Origin of the sequence: Amycolatopsis sp. NPDC051903 (assembly GCF_044452505.1) — a bacterium.
In the GTDB taxonomy this organism is placed as follows: domain Bacteria; phylum Actinomycetota; class Actinomycetes; order Mycobacteriales; family Pseudonocardiaceae; genus Amycolatopsis.
Genome location: NZ_JBITBT010000009.1, coordinates 64,642 through 79,297, shown reverse-complemented (window position 1 = coordinate 79,297; position 14,656 = coordinate 64,642). Strand labels below are relative to the sequence as shown.

At 72.1% G+C, this 14,656-nt stretch carries 14 protein-coding genes; 9 read left to right on the top strand and 5 right to left on the bottom strand.

Features of this window, described 5'->3' with window-relative positions; genetic code table 11:
* Nucleotides 1–59: 59 nt before the first annotated feature.
* The gene (eccCa, locus tag ACIA77_RS21420; protein WP_395887670.1) at nucleotides 60–4,004 is read left to right on the top strand and encodes a type VII secretion protein EccCa; all 3,945 of its coding nucleotides are present in this window, start codon (nucleotides 60–62) and stop codon (nucleotides 4,002–4,004) included.
* 6 nt (nucleotides 4,005–4,010) lie between these two features.
* On the opposite strand, the gene ACIA77_RS21415 is transcribed toward eccCa, so the two are convergent.
* Nucleotides 4,011–4,175: a hypothetical protein gene (locus ACIA77_RS21415; RefSeq protein WP_395887669.1), complete on the bottom strand. Its 165-nt coding sequence runs from the start codon at nucleotides 4,173–4,175 to the stop codon at nucleotides 4,011–4,013.
* Nucleotides 4,176–4,337: 162 nt separating this feature from the next.
* A complete protein-coding gene (locus ACIA77_RS21410; protein ID WP_395887668.1) occupies nucleotides 4,338–4,679 on the bottom strand; it encodes a hypothetical protein in 342 nt (113 codons plus the stop codon).
* A gap of 349 nt (nucleotides 4,680–5,028) precedes the next feature.
* Here ACIA77_RS21410 and ACIA77_RS21405 point away from each other — a divergent pair, with 349 nt between their 5' ends.
* Complete coding sequence (locus tag ACIA77_RS21405; RefSeq protein ID WP_395887667.1) at nucleotides 5,029–5,736, top strand: S1 family peptidase; 708 nt, start codon at nucleotides 5,029–5,031, stop codon at nucleotides 5,734–5,736.
* Nucleotides 5,737–5,877: 141 nt separating this feature from the next.
* Nucleotides 5,878–6,372, top strand: a complete 495-nt coding sequence (locus ACIA77_RS21400) for a nucleotidyltransferase domain-containing protein (protein WP_395887666.1) — start codon at nucleotides 5,878–5,880, stop codon at nucleotides 6,370–6,372.
* Here ACIA77_RS21400 and ACIA77_RS21395 read toward each other — a convergent pair.
* Together ACIA77_RS21395 and ACIA77_RS21390 are read right to left on the bottom strand one after the other, a co-directional pair.
* Complete coding sequence (locus ACIA77_RS21395; RefSeq protein ID WP_395887665.1) at nucleotides 6,352–7,818, bottom strand: class I adenylate-forming enzyme family protein; 1,467 nt, start codon at nucleotides 7,816–7,818, stop codon at nucleotides 6,352–6,354. The genes ACIA77_RS21400 and ACIA77_RS21395 overlap by 21 nt on opposite strands.
* A 9-nt stretch (nucleotides 7,819–7,827) precedes the next feature.
* Nucleotides 7,828–8,784 (bottom strand): hypothetical protein, encoded by a 957-nt coding sequence (locus ACIA77_RS21390; protein WP_395887664.1) that lies wholly within the window; start codon nucleotides 8,782–8,784, stop codon nucleotides 7,828–7,830.
* Nucleotides 8,785–9,009: 225 nt separating this feature from the next.
* Between ACIA77_RS21390 and ACIA77_RS21385 the strand changes: the two genes are divergently transcribed.
* From ACIA77_RS21385 to ACIA77_RS21360, 6 genes are all read left to right on the top strand, one after another.
* Nucleotides 9,010–9,354, top strand: a complete 345-nt coding sequence (locus ACIA77_RS21385; protein WP_395887663.1) for a WXG100 family type VII secretion target — start codon at nucleotides 9,010–9,012, stop codon at nucleotides 9,352–9,354.
* A 21-nt stretch (nucleotides 9,355–9,375) separates the two neighbouring features.
* Nucleotides 9,376–9,678: a hypothetical protein gene (locus ACIA77_RS21380; protein WP_395887662.1), complete on the top strand. Its 303-nt coding sequence runs from the start codon at nucleotides 9,376–9,378 to the stop codon at nucleotides 9,676–9,678.
* A gap of 119 nt (nucleotides 9,679–9,797) precedes the next feature.
* Nucleotides 9,798–10,205 (top strand): hypothetical protein, encoded by a 408-nt coding sequence (locus tag ACIA77_RS21375; protein ID WP_395887661.1) that lies wholly within the window; start codon nucleotides 9,798–9,800, stop codon nucleotides 10,203–10,205.
* Nucleotides 10,202–11,503, top strand: coding sequence for a WXG100 family type VII secretion target (locus ACIA77_RS21370; RefSeq protein WP_395887660.1), 1,302 nt, complete (start codon nucleotides 10,202–10,204; stop codon nucleotides 11,501–11,503). Before ACIA77_RS21375 ends, ACIA77_RS21370 begins: the two co-directional genes overlap by 4 nt.
* A 16-nt stretch (nucleotides 11,504–11,519) precedes the next feature.
* Nucleotides 11,520–12,785, top strand: a complete 1,266-nt coding sequence (locus tag ACIA77_RS21365) for an alpha/beta hydrolase (RefSeq protein ID WP_395887659.1) — start codon at nucleotides 11,520–11,522, stop codon at nucleotides 12,783–12,785.
* Nucleotides 12,782–13,150 carry a hypothetical protein gene (locus tag ACIA77_RS21360; protein WP_395887658.1) on the top strand — a complete coding sequence of 123 codons (369 nt, stop codon included), beginning with the start codon at nucleotides 12,782–12,784 and terminating at the stop codon, nucleotides 13,148–13,150. Before ACIA77_RS21365 ends, ACIA77_RS21360 begins: the two co-directional genes overlap by 4 nt.
* Nucleotides 13,151–13,438: 288 nt before the next feature.
* Here ACIA77_RS21360 and ACIA77_RS21355 read toward each other — a convergent pair whose 3' ends face one another.
* Entirely contained in the window at nucleotides 13,439–14,587 is a 1,149-nt protein-coding gene (locus tag ACIA77_RS21355; protein WP_395887657.1) for a S8 family serine peptidase, read from the bottom strand.
* Nucleotides 14,588–14,656 lie beyond the last annotated feature (69 nt).

Here is a 14,656-nt window from a genome sequence, read left to right as displayed (position 1 = left end):
GCGAGCGGACGGCAAAAGTACCCACCGCGACGGCGCCGGGGGTGGCGAAAATACGGGGTATGAGCCCGTCCCGTGACCGCCTCGACCTGCTCGGGGAGCAGCCCGGCGAGATCATGCTGCAGTCTCCGCCGATGCTCCCGAAGAGCGGCCCGGGCGGTCTGCTGCAGCTCATGATGTTCCTGCCGATGATGCTGGGCATGGGCGCGATGTCGTTCGTCTACATCGGACGCGACGGCGGGGTGATGACCTGGATCTTCGGCGCCCTGTTCGTGACCGCCATGGGCGGGATGGTCGTGCTGTCGCTCGGGCGCGGCGGGATGGCGAAGAAGGCGCAGATCAACGAGGAGCGCCGCGACTACCAGCGCTACCTCGCGGGCCTGCGCACGAAGGTGCGGGCGGTCGCCGACGAACAGCGCGCGGCGCTGATCGCGCAGCAGCCCGACCCCGCCGACCTGTGGGCCTACGTCGAAACCGGCCAGTACTGGGACCGCCGCCGCGGCGACCGGCACTTCGCGCTCGTGCGCGCGGCCAGCGGGCCGCAGCCGCTCGCGACGCCGCTGCGCGCGCCGCAGACCGTGCCGCTGGAGGACCTCGACCCGGTCTCGTCGACGAACCTGAAGTACTTCATCCGCACGTACTCCACTGTGGAGGGCCTGCCGGTTTCCCTGTCGCTGCGCTCCTACGCGGCGGCGACGCTGTCGGGCCGGCGCCCGGACGTGCTCGGGCTCGTGCGCGCGGTGCTGGCCCAGCTCGTCACGTTCCACTCCCCCGCCGACCTGCGCGTCGCGTTGTGCGTGCACCCGGACCGCCGGCACGACTGGGAATGGGCGAAGTGGCTCCCGCACGCCACCGCGCCCGCCCGCTCCGATGCGGCGGGCCCGCGCCGGCTCGTGGCGGCCGGACCGGCCGAGCTGGCGGAGCTGCTCGGCCCGGACCTCGGCGACCGTCCGCCGTTCACGCGGCGGCCCGGCACGCCGCACGACGTGCCGCACGTGGTGGTGGTCGTCGACGGCGGCGGCACGCAGGGCGAACCGCGGCTGCTGGCCGAGGAGGGCCGGCTCGGGGTCACCGTGCTGGAGGTCGGCGGCGAGCAGCCGCGGACGGCGTCGAACGAGCAGCTGCTGAGCCTGCACGTCGCGCCGGACCAGCTCGGCATGGTCGTGCTCGACGGCGGCACGGAGGCGCGGCTCGGGTTCCTCGGCACGCCGGACCGGCTGGACCACGGCGCGGCCGAGGCGCTCGCGCGCACGCTGACCCCGCTGCACCAGGGCACGGCCGTGGTGAGCGAGAAGCCGATGTCGGCGACGTTCGGGCTGTCCGGGCTGCTCGGCATCGGCGACCCGCGCGACACCGACACCACCGTCACGTGGGCGCCGCGCGCGGCCCGTGACCGGCTGCGCATCCCGCTGGGCGTGAACCCCGAGGGCCGGCCCGTGGACCTGGACCTCAAGGAATCGGCCGAGGGCGGCATGGGCCCGCACGGGCTCGTGATCGGCGCGACCGGTTCGGGCAAGAGCGAACTGCTGCGCACGCTCGTGACCGCGCTGGCCGTGACGCACTCGTCGGAGAAGCTGAACCTGGCGCTCATCGACTTCAAGGGCGGTGCGACGTTCGCCGGCATGACCGGGCTGCCGCACGTGTGCGCGGTGATCACCAACCTGTCCGACGACCTCGCGCTCGTCGACCGCATGGCCGACGCGCTCAACGGCGAGCTGCTGCGGCGCCAGGAACTGCTGCACGCGGCGGGGAACTACGCGTCGGTGCGCGACTACGAAAAGGCGCGCGCCGACGGCGTGCCGCTGCAGCAGTTGCCTTCACTGCTGGTGATCATCGACGAGTTCTCGGAGCTGCTGTCGTCACGGCCGGAGTTCATCGACCTGTTCGTGGCGATCGGGCGGCTCGGGCGTTCGCTGGGGATCCACCTGCTGCTCGCGTCGCAGCGGCTGGAGGAGGGGCGCCTGCGCGGGCTCGACTCGCACCTGTCGTACCGGATCGGGCTGCGCACGTTCTCGGCGTCGGAGAGCCGCGCGGTGCTCGGGGTGGCCGACGCGTACCAGCTGCCGCCGGTGCCGGGTTCGGCCTACCTGAAGTCCGACAACGACACGCTGACGCGGTTCAAGGCCGCGTACGTCTCGGGCGAACTGCCGCCGCGCAGCACGATCGTGCGGGAGGACGGGCAGCAGCTGGGCGTGCTGCCGTTCACGTTGGACGCGGTCGAGGTGCCGCTGTCGGCCGAGGTTCCGGCTCCGGTGCCGGAGAAGGGCACCGGCGAGACGATCATCCACGCGATGCTGTCGCGGCTGACCGGCCGCGGCCCGGAGGCGCACCAGATCTGGCTGCCGCCGCTGGCCGAACCGCCCACTGTGGACCAGCTGCTGCCGCCGCTGGGTGCAGATCCTGCTCGCGGGTTGTGCCCGCTCGGCTGGGGTGGCAACGGGAAGCTGACCATTCCCGTCGCCCTGGTCGACAAGCCCTTCGAGCAACGGCGAGACATGCTCTGGGCCGACTTCTCCGGCGCGGCCGGTCACGCCCTCGTCGTGGGCGCACCGCAAAGCGGCAAGTCGACTTTGCTCAAGGACATCGCCGCGATGCTGGCGTTGACCCACACCCCTTCGGAAGTCCAGCTCTTCATCCTGGACATGGGCGGCGGTGCCCTGGCCCCGATCGCCGGCCTGCCGCACGTCTCGGGCTACGCCACCCGCCGCGACGCGCAGCGCTGCCGCCGGGTCGTGGCCGAACTGACGACGTTGCTGGAGCAGCGTGAGGAGTTCTTCGCCGCGCACGGGCTCGAGTCGATGGCCGCGTTCCGTTCGCGGCGCGCGGAGTTCACGGAAAGCACCGACGGCCGCGAATTCGGCGACGTGTTCCTGTTCGTGGACAACTGGACCACCATCCGGCAGGAGTACGAGCAGCTCGAGGAGCAGATCACCGGGCTGGCCGCGCGGGGCCTGGGGTTCGGGATTCACGTGATCGTCACGGTGAACCAGTGGATCGGCGTCCGCGCCCAGCTTCGTGACGCCATCGGCACTCGGTTCGAGCTGCGGCTGGGTGATCCGGCGGATTCGTCGATCGATCGGAAAGTGGCTTTGAACGTCCCTGCCGACCGGCCGGGGCGGGGGTTGACTTCCGACAAGCTGCACTTCTTGGCCGCTTTGCCCCGCGTCGACGGTGATCAACGGCCGGAGACCATCGGTGCCGGTGGTCTGGACCTAGTGCACCGGGTTACGGCGGCTTGGCCGGGCGCGCGGGCGCCTCAGGTGCGGTTGCTGCCGTCCGAGGTGCCGTTGGAGTCGTTGCCGGCTTCTTCGCGGGTTGTGCTGGGGATCGCGGAGTCGAACCTGAGGCCGGTGCACCTGGACTTCGCTGCGGATCCCCATTTCCTGGCGTTCGGGGATGTGGAGTCGGGGAAGAGTTCTTCGCTGCGGGCTCTCGCCCTGGGCATTTCTTCTGCTTTCCCGCCCGACGAGGCCCTTCTTCTGGTGGGCGACTACCGACGTGGCCTGCTGGGCGCCGTGGACCAGCCCCACCTGCTGGGTTACGCGGGCGCGGAGAACACCCTGACGGACCTCGTCGGCCAATGCGCCACGGCGATGCGCAATCGCTTGCCCGGCCCGGACGTGACGCCGGAGCAGCTCCGTACGCGGTCGTGGTGGCGGGGACCGGACCTGTACGTGTTGATCGACGACTACGAACTCGTTGCCACCGCAGGGAAGAACCCCTTGCTGCCGCTGCTGGAGTTCCTGCCGCAGGCCCGGGACATCGGGTTGCATTTGATCATCGCCCGCGCTTCGGGTGGGGCTGGGCGGGGGTTGTACGAACCGGTGCTGCAGCGCGTCCGGGAGCTGGGGTCGCCGGGGTTGATCATGTCCGGTGCCAAGGAGGAGGGCCCGTTGCTGGGCGACGTGAAGCCTTCGCCGCAACCACCGGGCCGGGGGACGCTGGTGTCGCGCCGCCACGGGGCGGGGCTGGTGCAGGTGGCGTGGACGAAGCCCGTGGAGGCTTAGCCCTGGTCAGCTCGTCGACGGATCCTGGCTGAGAAACTGGGAGCAGCCGAGATGCATCAACGCAACGTAGGTGTGCTGATGGTCCGCGAAAGCCCGCTCATCGGCCCTCACCTCGGCGCTCGCCGCCTCGATGCGCTCCATGATCTCTTGCAGTGGTGGCAGCACGTCCACCGGAGATGGATCAAAAATACCTCGTTCGACGAACTTGATCAGGCAATCACGTGCTCGTCAATTTCCGCCAAGTCGCTGCAAGTGGGGCCAGCGCTCGATTCGTTGTGGTAGCCGGGAACGGAGCGCGGCGCCACAAGGTGTTGGCAGCTCTGAAACTCAGCATCAAGTTTCCCCCGGCGCCGACGTCTTCCGGATGACGACTTCGCCGTAGGGCGGGCCGTTGTGGTAGGTCACTTCCCAATTCTCGTCGAGCTCGCGTCGTACCCGCCGGGCGAGTTCCCAGCCGCGCTCGGCGAACTCGCGTTCGGCCTCAGGTGCGGAAAACTCGGCTGAGCCCGGGTCGTCCCAGTCGAACAGGGCGTCGAAGTCGGACTGCCACGCCAGCAGGTCTCGCGCCAGCTCCACACTCAACCCCAGCTCCGGCGACGCCGGATCCACCTCATCGACCCCGACCCCCTCTGGCCCGAGCACCCACAGCGGCCACGCCCTCGCCTCCACGGACACCCTGATCCTGACCGGCCGCCGCTCCTCCGGCTCGGCAGTCGGTTCCGGCGGGTCGCTGTCCCATCTCGGGCCGCGGGGCCACCGCAGCCAATCGGGCCACCGGAACTCGCTCACCCGCACCCACCCCTCACGACGCTCCACAGCGGATCATCGCCACCCGGCCCGGCGATGCTGATCCTCGCCTACGGCCGCACCAGTCTGCACCACGACCGCGATCCCTTGGTGGCGCGACATCACTAGGCCGAATGGCCTACAACGGAATGCCCATCGAGACCCGACTGAAGTCGGTTATGGAATTTCCACCCGACTCCTACGTTGGTGAAATCATTTCATCGACGGAGGGGTTCGGATGCGTTTCGCGAAGGCAGTGGCCGTGGTGGCCGGCGCGGCTGCGGTGCTGGGGGTGGTGTCCGCGGGGGCGGCGAGCGCGTCCGGGCCGCGGATCATCGGCGGGGAGACCGTGGACTCGGCGCCGTGGGGTGCGCAGGTGTTCTGGGACGACGCGACCGAGTTCGGCGGGTTCGAGTGCTCCGGCACGATCATCGCGGCGCAGTGGGTGCTGACGGCGCAGCACTGCCTCAACCAGCCGGGCATGCACGTCAAGGTCGGTGACGTCGCGCTCGGCAAGGGCACCGAGGCGGCCGTGGACCAGCAGAAGGCCTCGCCCAACGGCGACATCGCCCTGCTGCACCTGTCGACGTCGGTCGACGCGATGTACATGAAGCTCGCCGACGCGGACCCGGAAACCGGTGCCACCAACCAGATCTACGGCTGGGGCCGCACCGAGGGCAACAACCCGCCGTCCGACACGCTGAAGACCGCGGACGTCAAGGTCACCGGCAAGGGCACCGACGCCTTCAACGGCACCGCCATCGCCAGCGAGGGCGTCACGGGCTCCTCCTGGCACGGCGACTCCGGCGGCCCCGAGCTCTCCGACGGCGTGCAGGTCGGCGTCTGCTCCACGGGCGAGAACTCCGGCAGCGACAAGAACGGCAAGCAGAACTACGCGAGCGTCGCCGCGAGCCGCGACTGGATCAAGCAGACCGCGGGCGTCTGACCCACCCCCGGCCCACCGCCCGCCGCGTCCTTCCACGCGGCGGGCGGTTTCCGTCGCGGGCGGGCTCCCGACCGCCCGCGGATTCCGTCGCCACCCGTAATTTCCGTGCGCAGCCCGGGCCCGTTCGGCACACTCCACCCCGTGCTCACCGCCGAAACCGCCCTGGACGTCCTGTCCCGCCTGCACTCGGCCGGCTGCCACGTCTGGCTCGCCGGCGGCTGGGGCGTCGACGCGCTCCTGGGCCGCCAGACGCGCGACCACACCGACCTCGACCTCCTCCACCGCGCCGACGAAGAAGCCGACGTGCTAGCGGCGCTCTCGGACTTCACCGAGGCCGAGAACCTCCGCCCCGTCCGCTTCGTCCTCACCCGCCCCGACAGCGCATCCCTCGACCTGCACCCCCTGCACTTCGCCGCCGACGGCTCCGCCACCCAAGCCGCCGACGACACCGGCGGGACCTTTCGCTACCCCGCGGACTGCTTCGCCACGGGCACCGTCGAGGGCGTCACCGTGCCGTGCCTGTCGGTCGCGCAGCAACTCCTGTTCCACCAGGGCTACGAACCGCGCGCGCACGACCTCGCCGACGTAGCGGCTCTCCACGCGGCGTTCGGCCGATCAGCGCACCAGCCCCGGTAACGCCGCCTTGTCCGGTTTTCCCGACGGCGCAACGGGAACCTCGTCGATCACCGTCACCGAAGCCGCGGCCTCGCCCACGAAGGACGCCACCACCCCGCGCAACGCCACCACATCCGGGCTCCGCCCCGGCGCCGCGACCACGAACGCGCGCGCCGCCTCGCCCGTGTCCTCGTGGGGAACCGCCACGACGTAGGCCTGGTCCACGTCCGGGTGCTCGGTCAACGCGCGCTCGATCGGCCCCGCGTAGTGGATCACCGCGTTCACGATCACCACGTCTCGCGTCCGGCCGGTCAGGTACAGGAAGCCGGCGTCGTCCACGCTCCCGACGTCCTGCGTGCGGAGCCACCCGTCCTGCAGCACGGAAGCGGTCTGGGCGGGGTTGCGCCAGTACTCGGTGAACAACCCGGGCGTGCGCACGAAGATCTCACCGGACGAACCCGCCGGCAGCGAAGCGCCCGACGAGGAACGAACGGAGATCTCCACGCCGGCACACGGGCGGCCCACCGAGCCCACAGCACCCGGGAACGCAGCCACGTCAGCCGGCGTCAGCACGGTCAGCTTCCCCGCCTCCGTCTGCCCGTACGCCTGCTGCATCCCCGGCCCCACGCGGGAAAACGCCTCCGCCATCAGGCCCTGCGCGACGGGCGAACCGGCCACCACCAGCATGCGCACACCGCTCAGGTCCACGGCAGAAGTGCGCAGCACGTCCAGGATCCGGTACAACCGCGGGACGGTGGTCAACGCGGCCGTGATGTCCAGGCGCGGCAGGATCCACGGGAAGTCCGGCAGATCCTCCGGGATCACCACCGTGCCGCCCGCGAGCAGGCACGAGCGCAGGTGCGTGATCATCACCGCGCTCGTCAGGGTGCCGAACAGGAGGAACCGCCGGTAGCGGGCGGTCAGGTCCGCGGCGCTCTCGTCCGGGCGGTGCTCAACCCCCTGCGCCGTCAGCGCGGCGAAGGAGTACGCGACGCCCTTCGGCAACCCCGTGCTGCCGCTGGTGAAGACCACCCAGCCGGGGTCGTCCGGTCGCCCGCTCGGCACCGGCTCTTCGAACACTTCGAGCAACGACGGTTCGATCCGCAGCAGCTTCGCGCCCGCGGCTGTCGCGCGCAGTTCCGGGGTTTCGGAAGCCGCGTCGACCACCACGGCCGAGAGGTCGCCCACGACTTCGCGCAGGTGCCCGACCGGCAGGCCCGCCCGGATGCCGACCGCGCGGCACCCCAGCGCCTGCGCGGCGATCAGCGCGGCCCACCCCTCGGGAGTGACGGCGGTGGCGAGGCCGACGCCGTCTCCGCGCGAGACCCCCGCGCCGCGCAGCGCGGCGGTGAACCGGCCGATCAAGTCGAACGCTTCGGCACGCGTGACCCGCCGCGGGCCGTGCTCGAACGCGACCGCGTCCGGGTCCTGGGTGAGCGCGTCGAGCACTGCCTGCGGGTAGACCATCACCCCGTCTTACCCCAGAGTTCTCAGAAATCGGTCAGAACGCAGCGACACCTTCACCCCCGACGCCACCACCACGACGAGGCCCGCCACCGCGGCGAGCGTCCAGAAGTCCGGCCGGACGATCGACTGCCCGCGCAGCGCCTGCCACGTCACGATCGCCATCGTTCCCGCGTAGCCGAGGGTCGCGGTCCAGACCAGGCGCCGGCGCACGAAGTCCGACGACAGCGCCGGGTAGCGCCGCGCCAGTGCCGCCAGCGCGAGCGCGACGAGCGGGATCACCTGGATCGCGTGGATGCCCACGAAGTGCGGGATCCGCAGATCGCCGCCGGCGGTGCTCCAGCCGAGCAGCGGCAGCCCCGGTCCGCCGTCGGCGAGGCCGACGGTGTGGCCGCCGATCACCGGCGGCTTCACGCCGGTCGAGAGCACGGCCTGTTGAGCCGGCGTCGGCGAGAACATCAGCAGCGCCAAGCCCATGCCGACGGCCGCCAGCGCCGTCCCCCACCGCAGGGCCGACGCGAGCGCCCGGTCCGGCAGCTTCTGCCACAGCAGGAGCACCACCACCGCGGCCGTCGCGCCCCACGCCGTGAACGCGCCCGTCGCCACGAGGTTGTTGATCTGGATGTCCGCGGGCGTCGCGTGGTTGAAGTGCAGGGTCCGGTCGCGGACCACGATCTGCCAGACCAGCAACGTCATGTCGGCACCGATGCCCACCGCGAACACCGTGCCTATCCACCAGCCCACCCGCCGCCCGCGTTGCAGCAACGTGAGCAGCCACGCGAGCGTCAGCGCGTACATCCCCACCGACACCGAAAACTTGAACGGTTTCGCCCACAGCGGCGCGTTGACGAGCGTGCGATCATCGACCAGCAGTCCGGCCGCGGACACCACGAGCAGCACCGCCATCGTCCCGGCCAGCACCACGAGCGGCCGGTGCAGCCGGGCAAGAGTCGTTCCCCCGAGAGTCATGCTCACCAGCGTCGCGGCGGCGCCGGCGAACAGCACTGGCGCGCGCCCCCGTCCGCGTGGTGGGGCCCGCCCCACCCCTGTCGGTAATAGTGCCGTCAGCACGACCGGCAGTTGTGCCGTTCAACCACACCTCGCCTTTTTCTAGCGTGACATTCACAACGCGCGGGCAGGGGCAGCCTCTCGCGCACCGGGATTTTTCCGCGAGAGGGAAGGAGGTGGCCCGTCATGTCCAGTCCGGGGTTCCAGGCAGATTCCGCTGCGATGACGCGCGCCGTCCAGGGCTTCGAGGAAACCGCGTCGAGCGCCAAGACGACCATGGCCAGCCTGGAGTCGGAGCTCACCGAGACGCTCCGCAACTACAAGGGCGACCAGGCCGTGGCGTTCTGGGACCTGCAGCGCCGGCTCCAGGAGAAGATGACGGCCGCCGTGAAGGAGCTCGACACCATGTCGCAGCTCGTGCACACGAGCCACACGAACTACAACACCGGCGACTCCGACGTGCACCAGAGCTTCGCCGGCGTCGGCCACAACCTCGAGGGCACCTCGGTGATCCCTCGCCTCAACCCCTGACCCACGGGAAGGACCGAGAAAATGGCTGACGTCGTCGAAATCAACTTCGCCGCGCTGCAGCACAGCTCGGCGTCGCTGGCCGCCAAGGCCAAGGCGCTCACGTCGCAGCTCGAGCAGCTGCACCAGAACCTGCAGCCGATCACGGCCACCTGGTACGCCTCCGGCAGCTCCGCCGGTGAGGCCGCCCGCCAGGCCGAGACGCGCCTGCGGCAGGCCACCGCCGACATCGTCGCGATCATCGCGCAGTTCGGCGGCAAGGTCGGCGACGCCCACGACCTCCAGTCGCAGCTGGAGAACCGCAACCAGGGTCTGTTCGCGGGCTGACCGCGCTCCCGACGTCGGTCGGCCGGTGCGAGGAACCCCCCGCTCGTACCGGCCGACCGGCTTGCCAGCTTCCGGAACGGCGCGGGTCGCGGCCCGCGCGCACGAGAGGGTCGGGACCGATGCACGACCAGTCGTACTACGTTCACCTCGATTCGCTGAAGGACTTCGTGCGGGAGCTGGAAACCCAGATCCACGCGATGTCCAAGCCCAACGACTTCCTCAGCACGCTCGGCGACCACCCGCTGCTGTTCGGGGAGTTCGGCGAAGCCACCTCGCTCGTCGACGCGCACCGCGCCGCCGTCGCGGAGATGCGCGGCCTGCTGGAACAGGTCCGCGGCGCGATCACGTTCGCGCAGGACGTGACCACCACCGTCGCCGACGGTTACGAGCAGGCCGACCAGTCGGTGGCCGGCGACCTGCACCAGTCGGGTCAGGAGACCGGGCTGCTCGATCCGCTGCTGTCGCTGCTGGGCCTCGGTTCCGGCGGCTCCGGTGGCTCCGGGAACGACCAGGGGACAGACGCATGAGCGGGGCGCACACCAACTTCGCCGCGTACACGCACCAGCAGTTGTACGCGATGCTTCAGGCCGGTGACCCCAGCAGCGCGCAGGCCGCGGCGGACCAGTGGAACTCCGCGGCCATCGGGCTGCACGAGCAGGCCGAGAACCTCTCGAAGGAACTCACGGACTTCTCCGGTGAGTGGACCGGTGGCGCGGCCGACCAGTACAAGACGATGATCACCGACCTCGTCGGCGGCATCCGCAAGGTCGCCGAGACGGCGCAGGGCATGCAGCACATGCTCGACGACGCGGCCGACGCACTCGTGACCGCGAAGGCGCAGATGCCGCCGCCGGTCGCGGTACCCGACGTCTCCCCCGGCGACGTCGCGCTCGCCGTGAACCCGCCACTGCTCCCGGCCGAGTCGTCGCCCGCGACGGTGGCGGCCGCGGCCCAGCAGCGGCAGCAGGCGATCGCGAACGTCGAGGCGCAGCAACAGGCGGCGAGCGCCGCCGGTTCCGCGCACGCGAAGGCGGTCGCCGTGATGACCGCGCTGGCGACGGACTACACCTCGGCCGAGGACGCGATCCCCGTGTCGCCCAACGCGGTCGACGCCCCGCCCGCACCTCCTTCAGGCGGCGGCGCGTCCGGTGGCGGTGCGGCGGGCACGGGGCTCGCCGGCCCGGGCGTCGTGCTCGGCACGCCGGGTGACTCGCACCCGCTGCCGAGCGGCGGCACCGCGACGCCCGCGGCGGGGGTGCCCGGGACCGCACCGTCCACTTCGGGCAGTCCGCTGTTCGGCGACATGTTCACGGCAGGTCTCGCGGCGGCTTCGGCGGCCGCGTTCGGGCGGTTCGGATCGATCATGCCGAAGGTGCCTTCGTGGGCCACCGGCAAGGACCCCGGCGACAAGAAGAAGGACGAGCAGCCCGGCACCAAGCTCGGGGGCGGCGCCGGCACCGGGGGCAGCGGCGGCGGAATCCCGGTCGGCGGCGGCGACGCGCCGTCGCTCGACGGTGGCGGGATCCCGACCGGCGGTGGTCTCTCCGGCGGCAGCGACGCGCCGGCGGCGCACTCCGGGCTCGCCGGCGACGGCGGTGCCTCGAAAGTCCTCAGTGGACTCGCGGGCGGCGCGGCCGGCGCCGCGGGCGCGGCGGCGAAGAGCGCGATGCCGATGATGCCCATGATGCCGATGGGCATGGGCGCGGGATCCGACCTCGGTTCGGGCCGGCGGATCCCCGCGTGGCTCGTGGAGACGGAGAACGTGTGGGGCCAGCAGGCGCCCGTGGCTCCGTCGGTGATCGGCGAAGAGCCGGAAACGCTCTGAACGGGAGGACGGCTCGGTGACTGCTGCAGTGACCTCCGGGGGTTACCGGGTCGCACCCGCGAGGCTCGACGCCGCGGCGACGGAGCTCGGCGGGCGGTCGGGCGCGCTCGAGACGGCGCAGAAGGACGTGGCGGGCGTTTCCGTGCCCGCCACGGCTTTCGGCCAGGTGTCCGCCTCCGCCGGCTGCGCGGCGACGGTGACGAAAACGCTGACCGAGCTCAGCGAGAAGATCGGTTCGCAGGCGCAGCGGGCGAAAGTGCTGCAGAGCGGGCTCACCGCGTCGGCCGCGGGCTACCGGCGGGCGGACGAGCAGGTGGCGTCGTGGTACCGCGCGCTGCTGCCGGAGGACCCGTTGCCGCCGGTCTCGGGTCCGGCCGGAGCGACGGCGAGCGGGCCGTGGGCGAGCGCGATCGCGGCGAACCGCACCGAGGTGTCCGGCGCGCTGGCGGCCGAGCAGAAGCGGTTGTCCACCTTGCGCGACGCGTCCGCCATCGCCCAGTCGCAGCGGCGGATCGCGCTGTACCAGGACGTCCTGGCGAACAACCGGCAGATTCTGAAGTTCGATCCGGCCGGCGACGGCCGGATCGTCGAGCTCGTCGGCGCGATCCGGCCGGGCACGCGCAACGTCGGGCTGTTCGTGCCCGGCGTGAACACGCGCCTGGACGACTTCCAGGGCTACGCCGACCTCGGCCGCAGCCTCGTCGCCGCCGACCCGACCGGCCGCACGGCCGTGGTGGTGTGGGCCGACGGCGACTTCCCGCAGAACCCCGTGCTCGAGGGCCCGGACGCGAGCTACGCGCAGGCGATGGCCCCGGACCTCAAGGCGTTCGGCGACCAGCTGCGCACCCAGGTCGACGCGCAGACCGGCGGCGCCGCGACGATCACCGCGATCGGCCACAGCTACGGCGGCGCGACCGTCGGACTCGCCGACCAGCAGGGGCTGGCCGTCGACCGCGTGGTGCACGTCGAGTCGGCCGGCATGGGCCACGGGGTGTGGAGCCCGGCCGATCTGCCCGCGAGCCAGACGGGTGTGCAGCGCTACTCGATGACGGCGCCGCTCGACCCGATCGTGCTCGCCCAGGGCAACGCGTGGGGCGCCGAGTGGACCGGTATCGGCCACGGCGCCGACCCCGACGGCTTCCCGGGTGTCACGGACCTCGCGACGGGCGCCGACGCGGCCGGCAACGAACTCTGGGGCCTCTCGTCGCACAACGACGTCCTCAAGCCCGGCTCCGACTCGTGGACGAACATCTACCGCGTGCTCACGGGGACCCGGCCGTGAACTCCACTTTGGACACCCTGGCCGGCGACCTCGCGACCGTCATCGACGGCGTCGCCGCCTCCTTCGGCCCCCTCGCCACCCCCACCGTCGACGGCGAACTCGACTGCGACCCCGCCCACCCGGGCCGCGTGGTGTGCTGGCAGTACGGCGTGCGCGTCGACCACTGCACCGGCGCCGAGCACCTCCTCGCGGACGCGGTGCTGCCGGCGCTCGAAGCCGCCGGCTGGCAAGCGCACGACCGCAGCACTACCCGGGAACTGATCGCGCGCTTCTCCCGCGAGGGCGCGGATTTCACCGTGCACGTCGCCCGCGCCGGCGGCGCGGTGGCGATCATCGGGTCGACGCGCTGCGTCCAGAACCGCTGACCGCCACCCGCCTACGGCGTAAACCGCGACGCCCGCCGCGGCGGCGAGGGCCACGCCGCCGAGAGGACGTTCGCTGACGGAGCAGAACGCCGCGGCGACTGAAAACCACACCAGACCACGGTCGCCGAATTGCTCTGGCTCCGCGCTGATCGCCATCGGCGCGGCTTCATCGAGAGGAACGGTGAGCACAGCAGGCGGCAACCGGAGCGCCAGGCCCCGCGATCACCGATGCCTGAACAGGTTCATCGAAGAAGTGGCGAGCTGCGCAACGGGCTCAGTGCAATTGCCCTACGACGTGAACCGCGACGCCCGCCAGCCCCGCCGTCGCCCACGGCGAAGGGTGGCGACCGCGACGCCCGCCGCGGCGGCGAGGGCCACGCCGCCGACGGCGAGGAGGCCCGCGGGGAGGTTCGCCGGGGGCGCGGGTGGCGCGGCGGCCGCGACGACGGCCGGCAGGGCCGCCGGAGCGGCGGAACCACCGGGCCCCGCAACGGAAGCGGGCAGGGTCGAGGACACGGCGGCGTAAGCGTCCACCACGCCCCAGCCCCGGCGGGGGTCGCGGGTGCCCGACGGCGGGCGGGACGCGGTGAGGGTCAGCCGGGTCACCACCTGGTCGCCGGTCAGCGACGGATGGGCGGCGCGCACGAGAGCCGCGACGCCGGCGACGTACGCGGCGGCCAGCGACGGGTCCGTCACGGGCCAGCGGTGGGCGACCGCGCCGCCCCCGCCGGCGGAAGTGCTGACGAGGTTGGCGCCCGGGGCGGCGATGCCGAGGTAGTCCCCTGCTTCCGGCTGGACGGGGGCGCCCGCCTCGTCGGTGGAGCCGACGGCCAGCACGCCGGGCGACGCGGTGGGGTAGGTGTGCGCGCCCTGCTGCGTCGCGGCGGCAGCGGAGACGACGACCGCGCCGCGGGAGCGCGCGCGGGAAACGGCGGAATCCAGCGCCGGGCTGTCCGCCACCGCGGGCACGGCCACGAGGAGCACCCCGGCGCCGCGGTCCACCGCGGTGTCCACCGCGCCCGCGAGCGCACCCGGGTCGCCGCCGCCGGAGCCGTCCACGTACCGCAGCGCGAGCAGTTTCGCGCCCGGCGCCACGCCCGCGAACGTCGTTTCGTCCGACGGCTGCGCGCCGACGATCCCCGCGGCGATCGTGCCGCGCCCGTCGCAGTCGGAGGTGTCGCCGCCGAGGACCTGGCCGGGTGCGAACTGACTGTTCCGCGCGTCGACGCCCGTGCCGATCACGGCGACGACCTGACCGTCGCCGCGGGTCAGGGGCCACAGCCGCTGCGGGTCGACGAGCCGCTGGCCCCACGGCACCGCACCGCCGTACGTGCCGGACGGGTTCGCGCACGCTCCCACCGCGTTCGCGGTCCCCTCGGCCGAGACCGACGACACCGCCACGAGCGCCGCCGCGGCGACGACGGCTGGCCACCTCACCGCGGCACCCTCCCGGAGAGAATCTCGCTGTCCGACAACGGGATTCTAGTCGAGCGGGCGCCGCGGCAA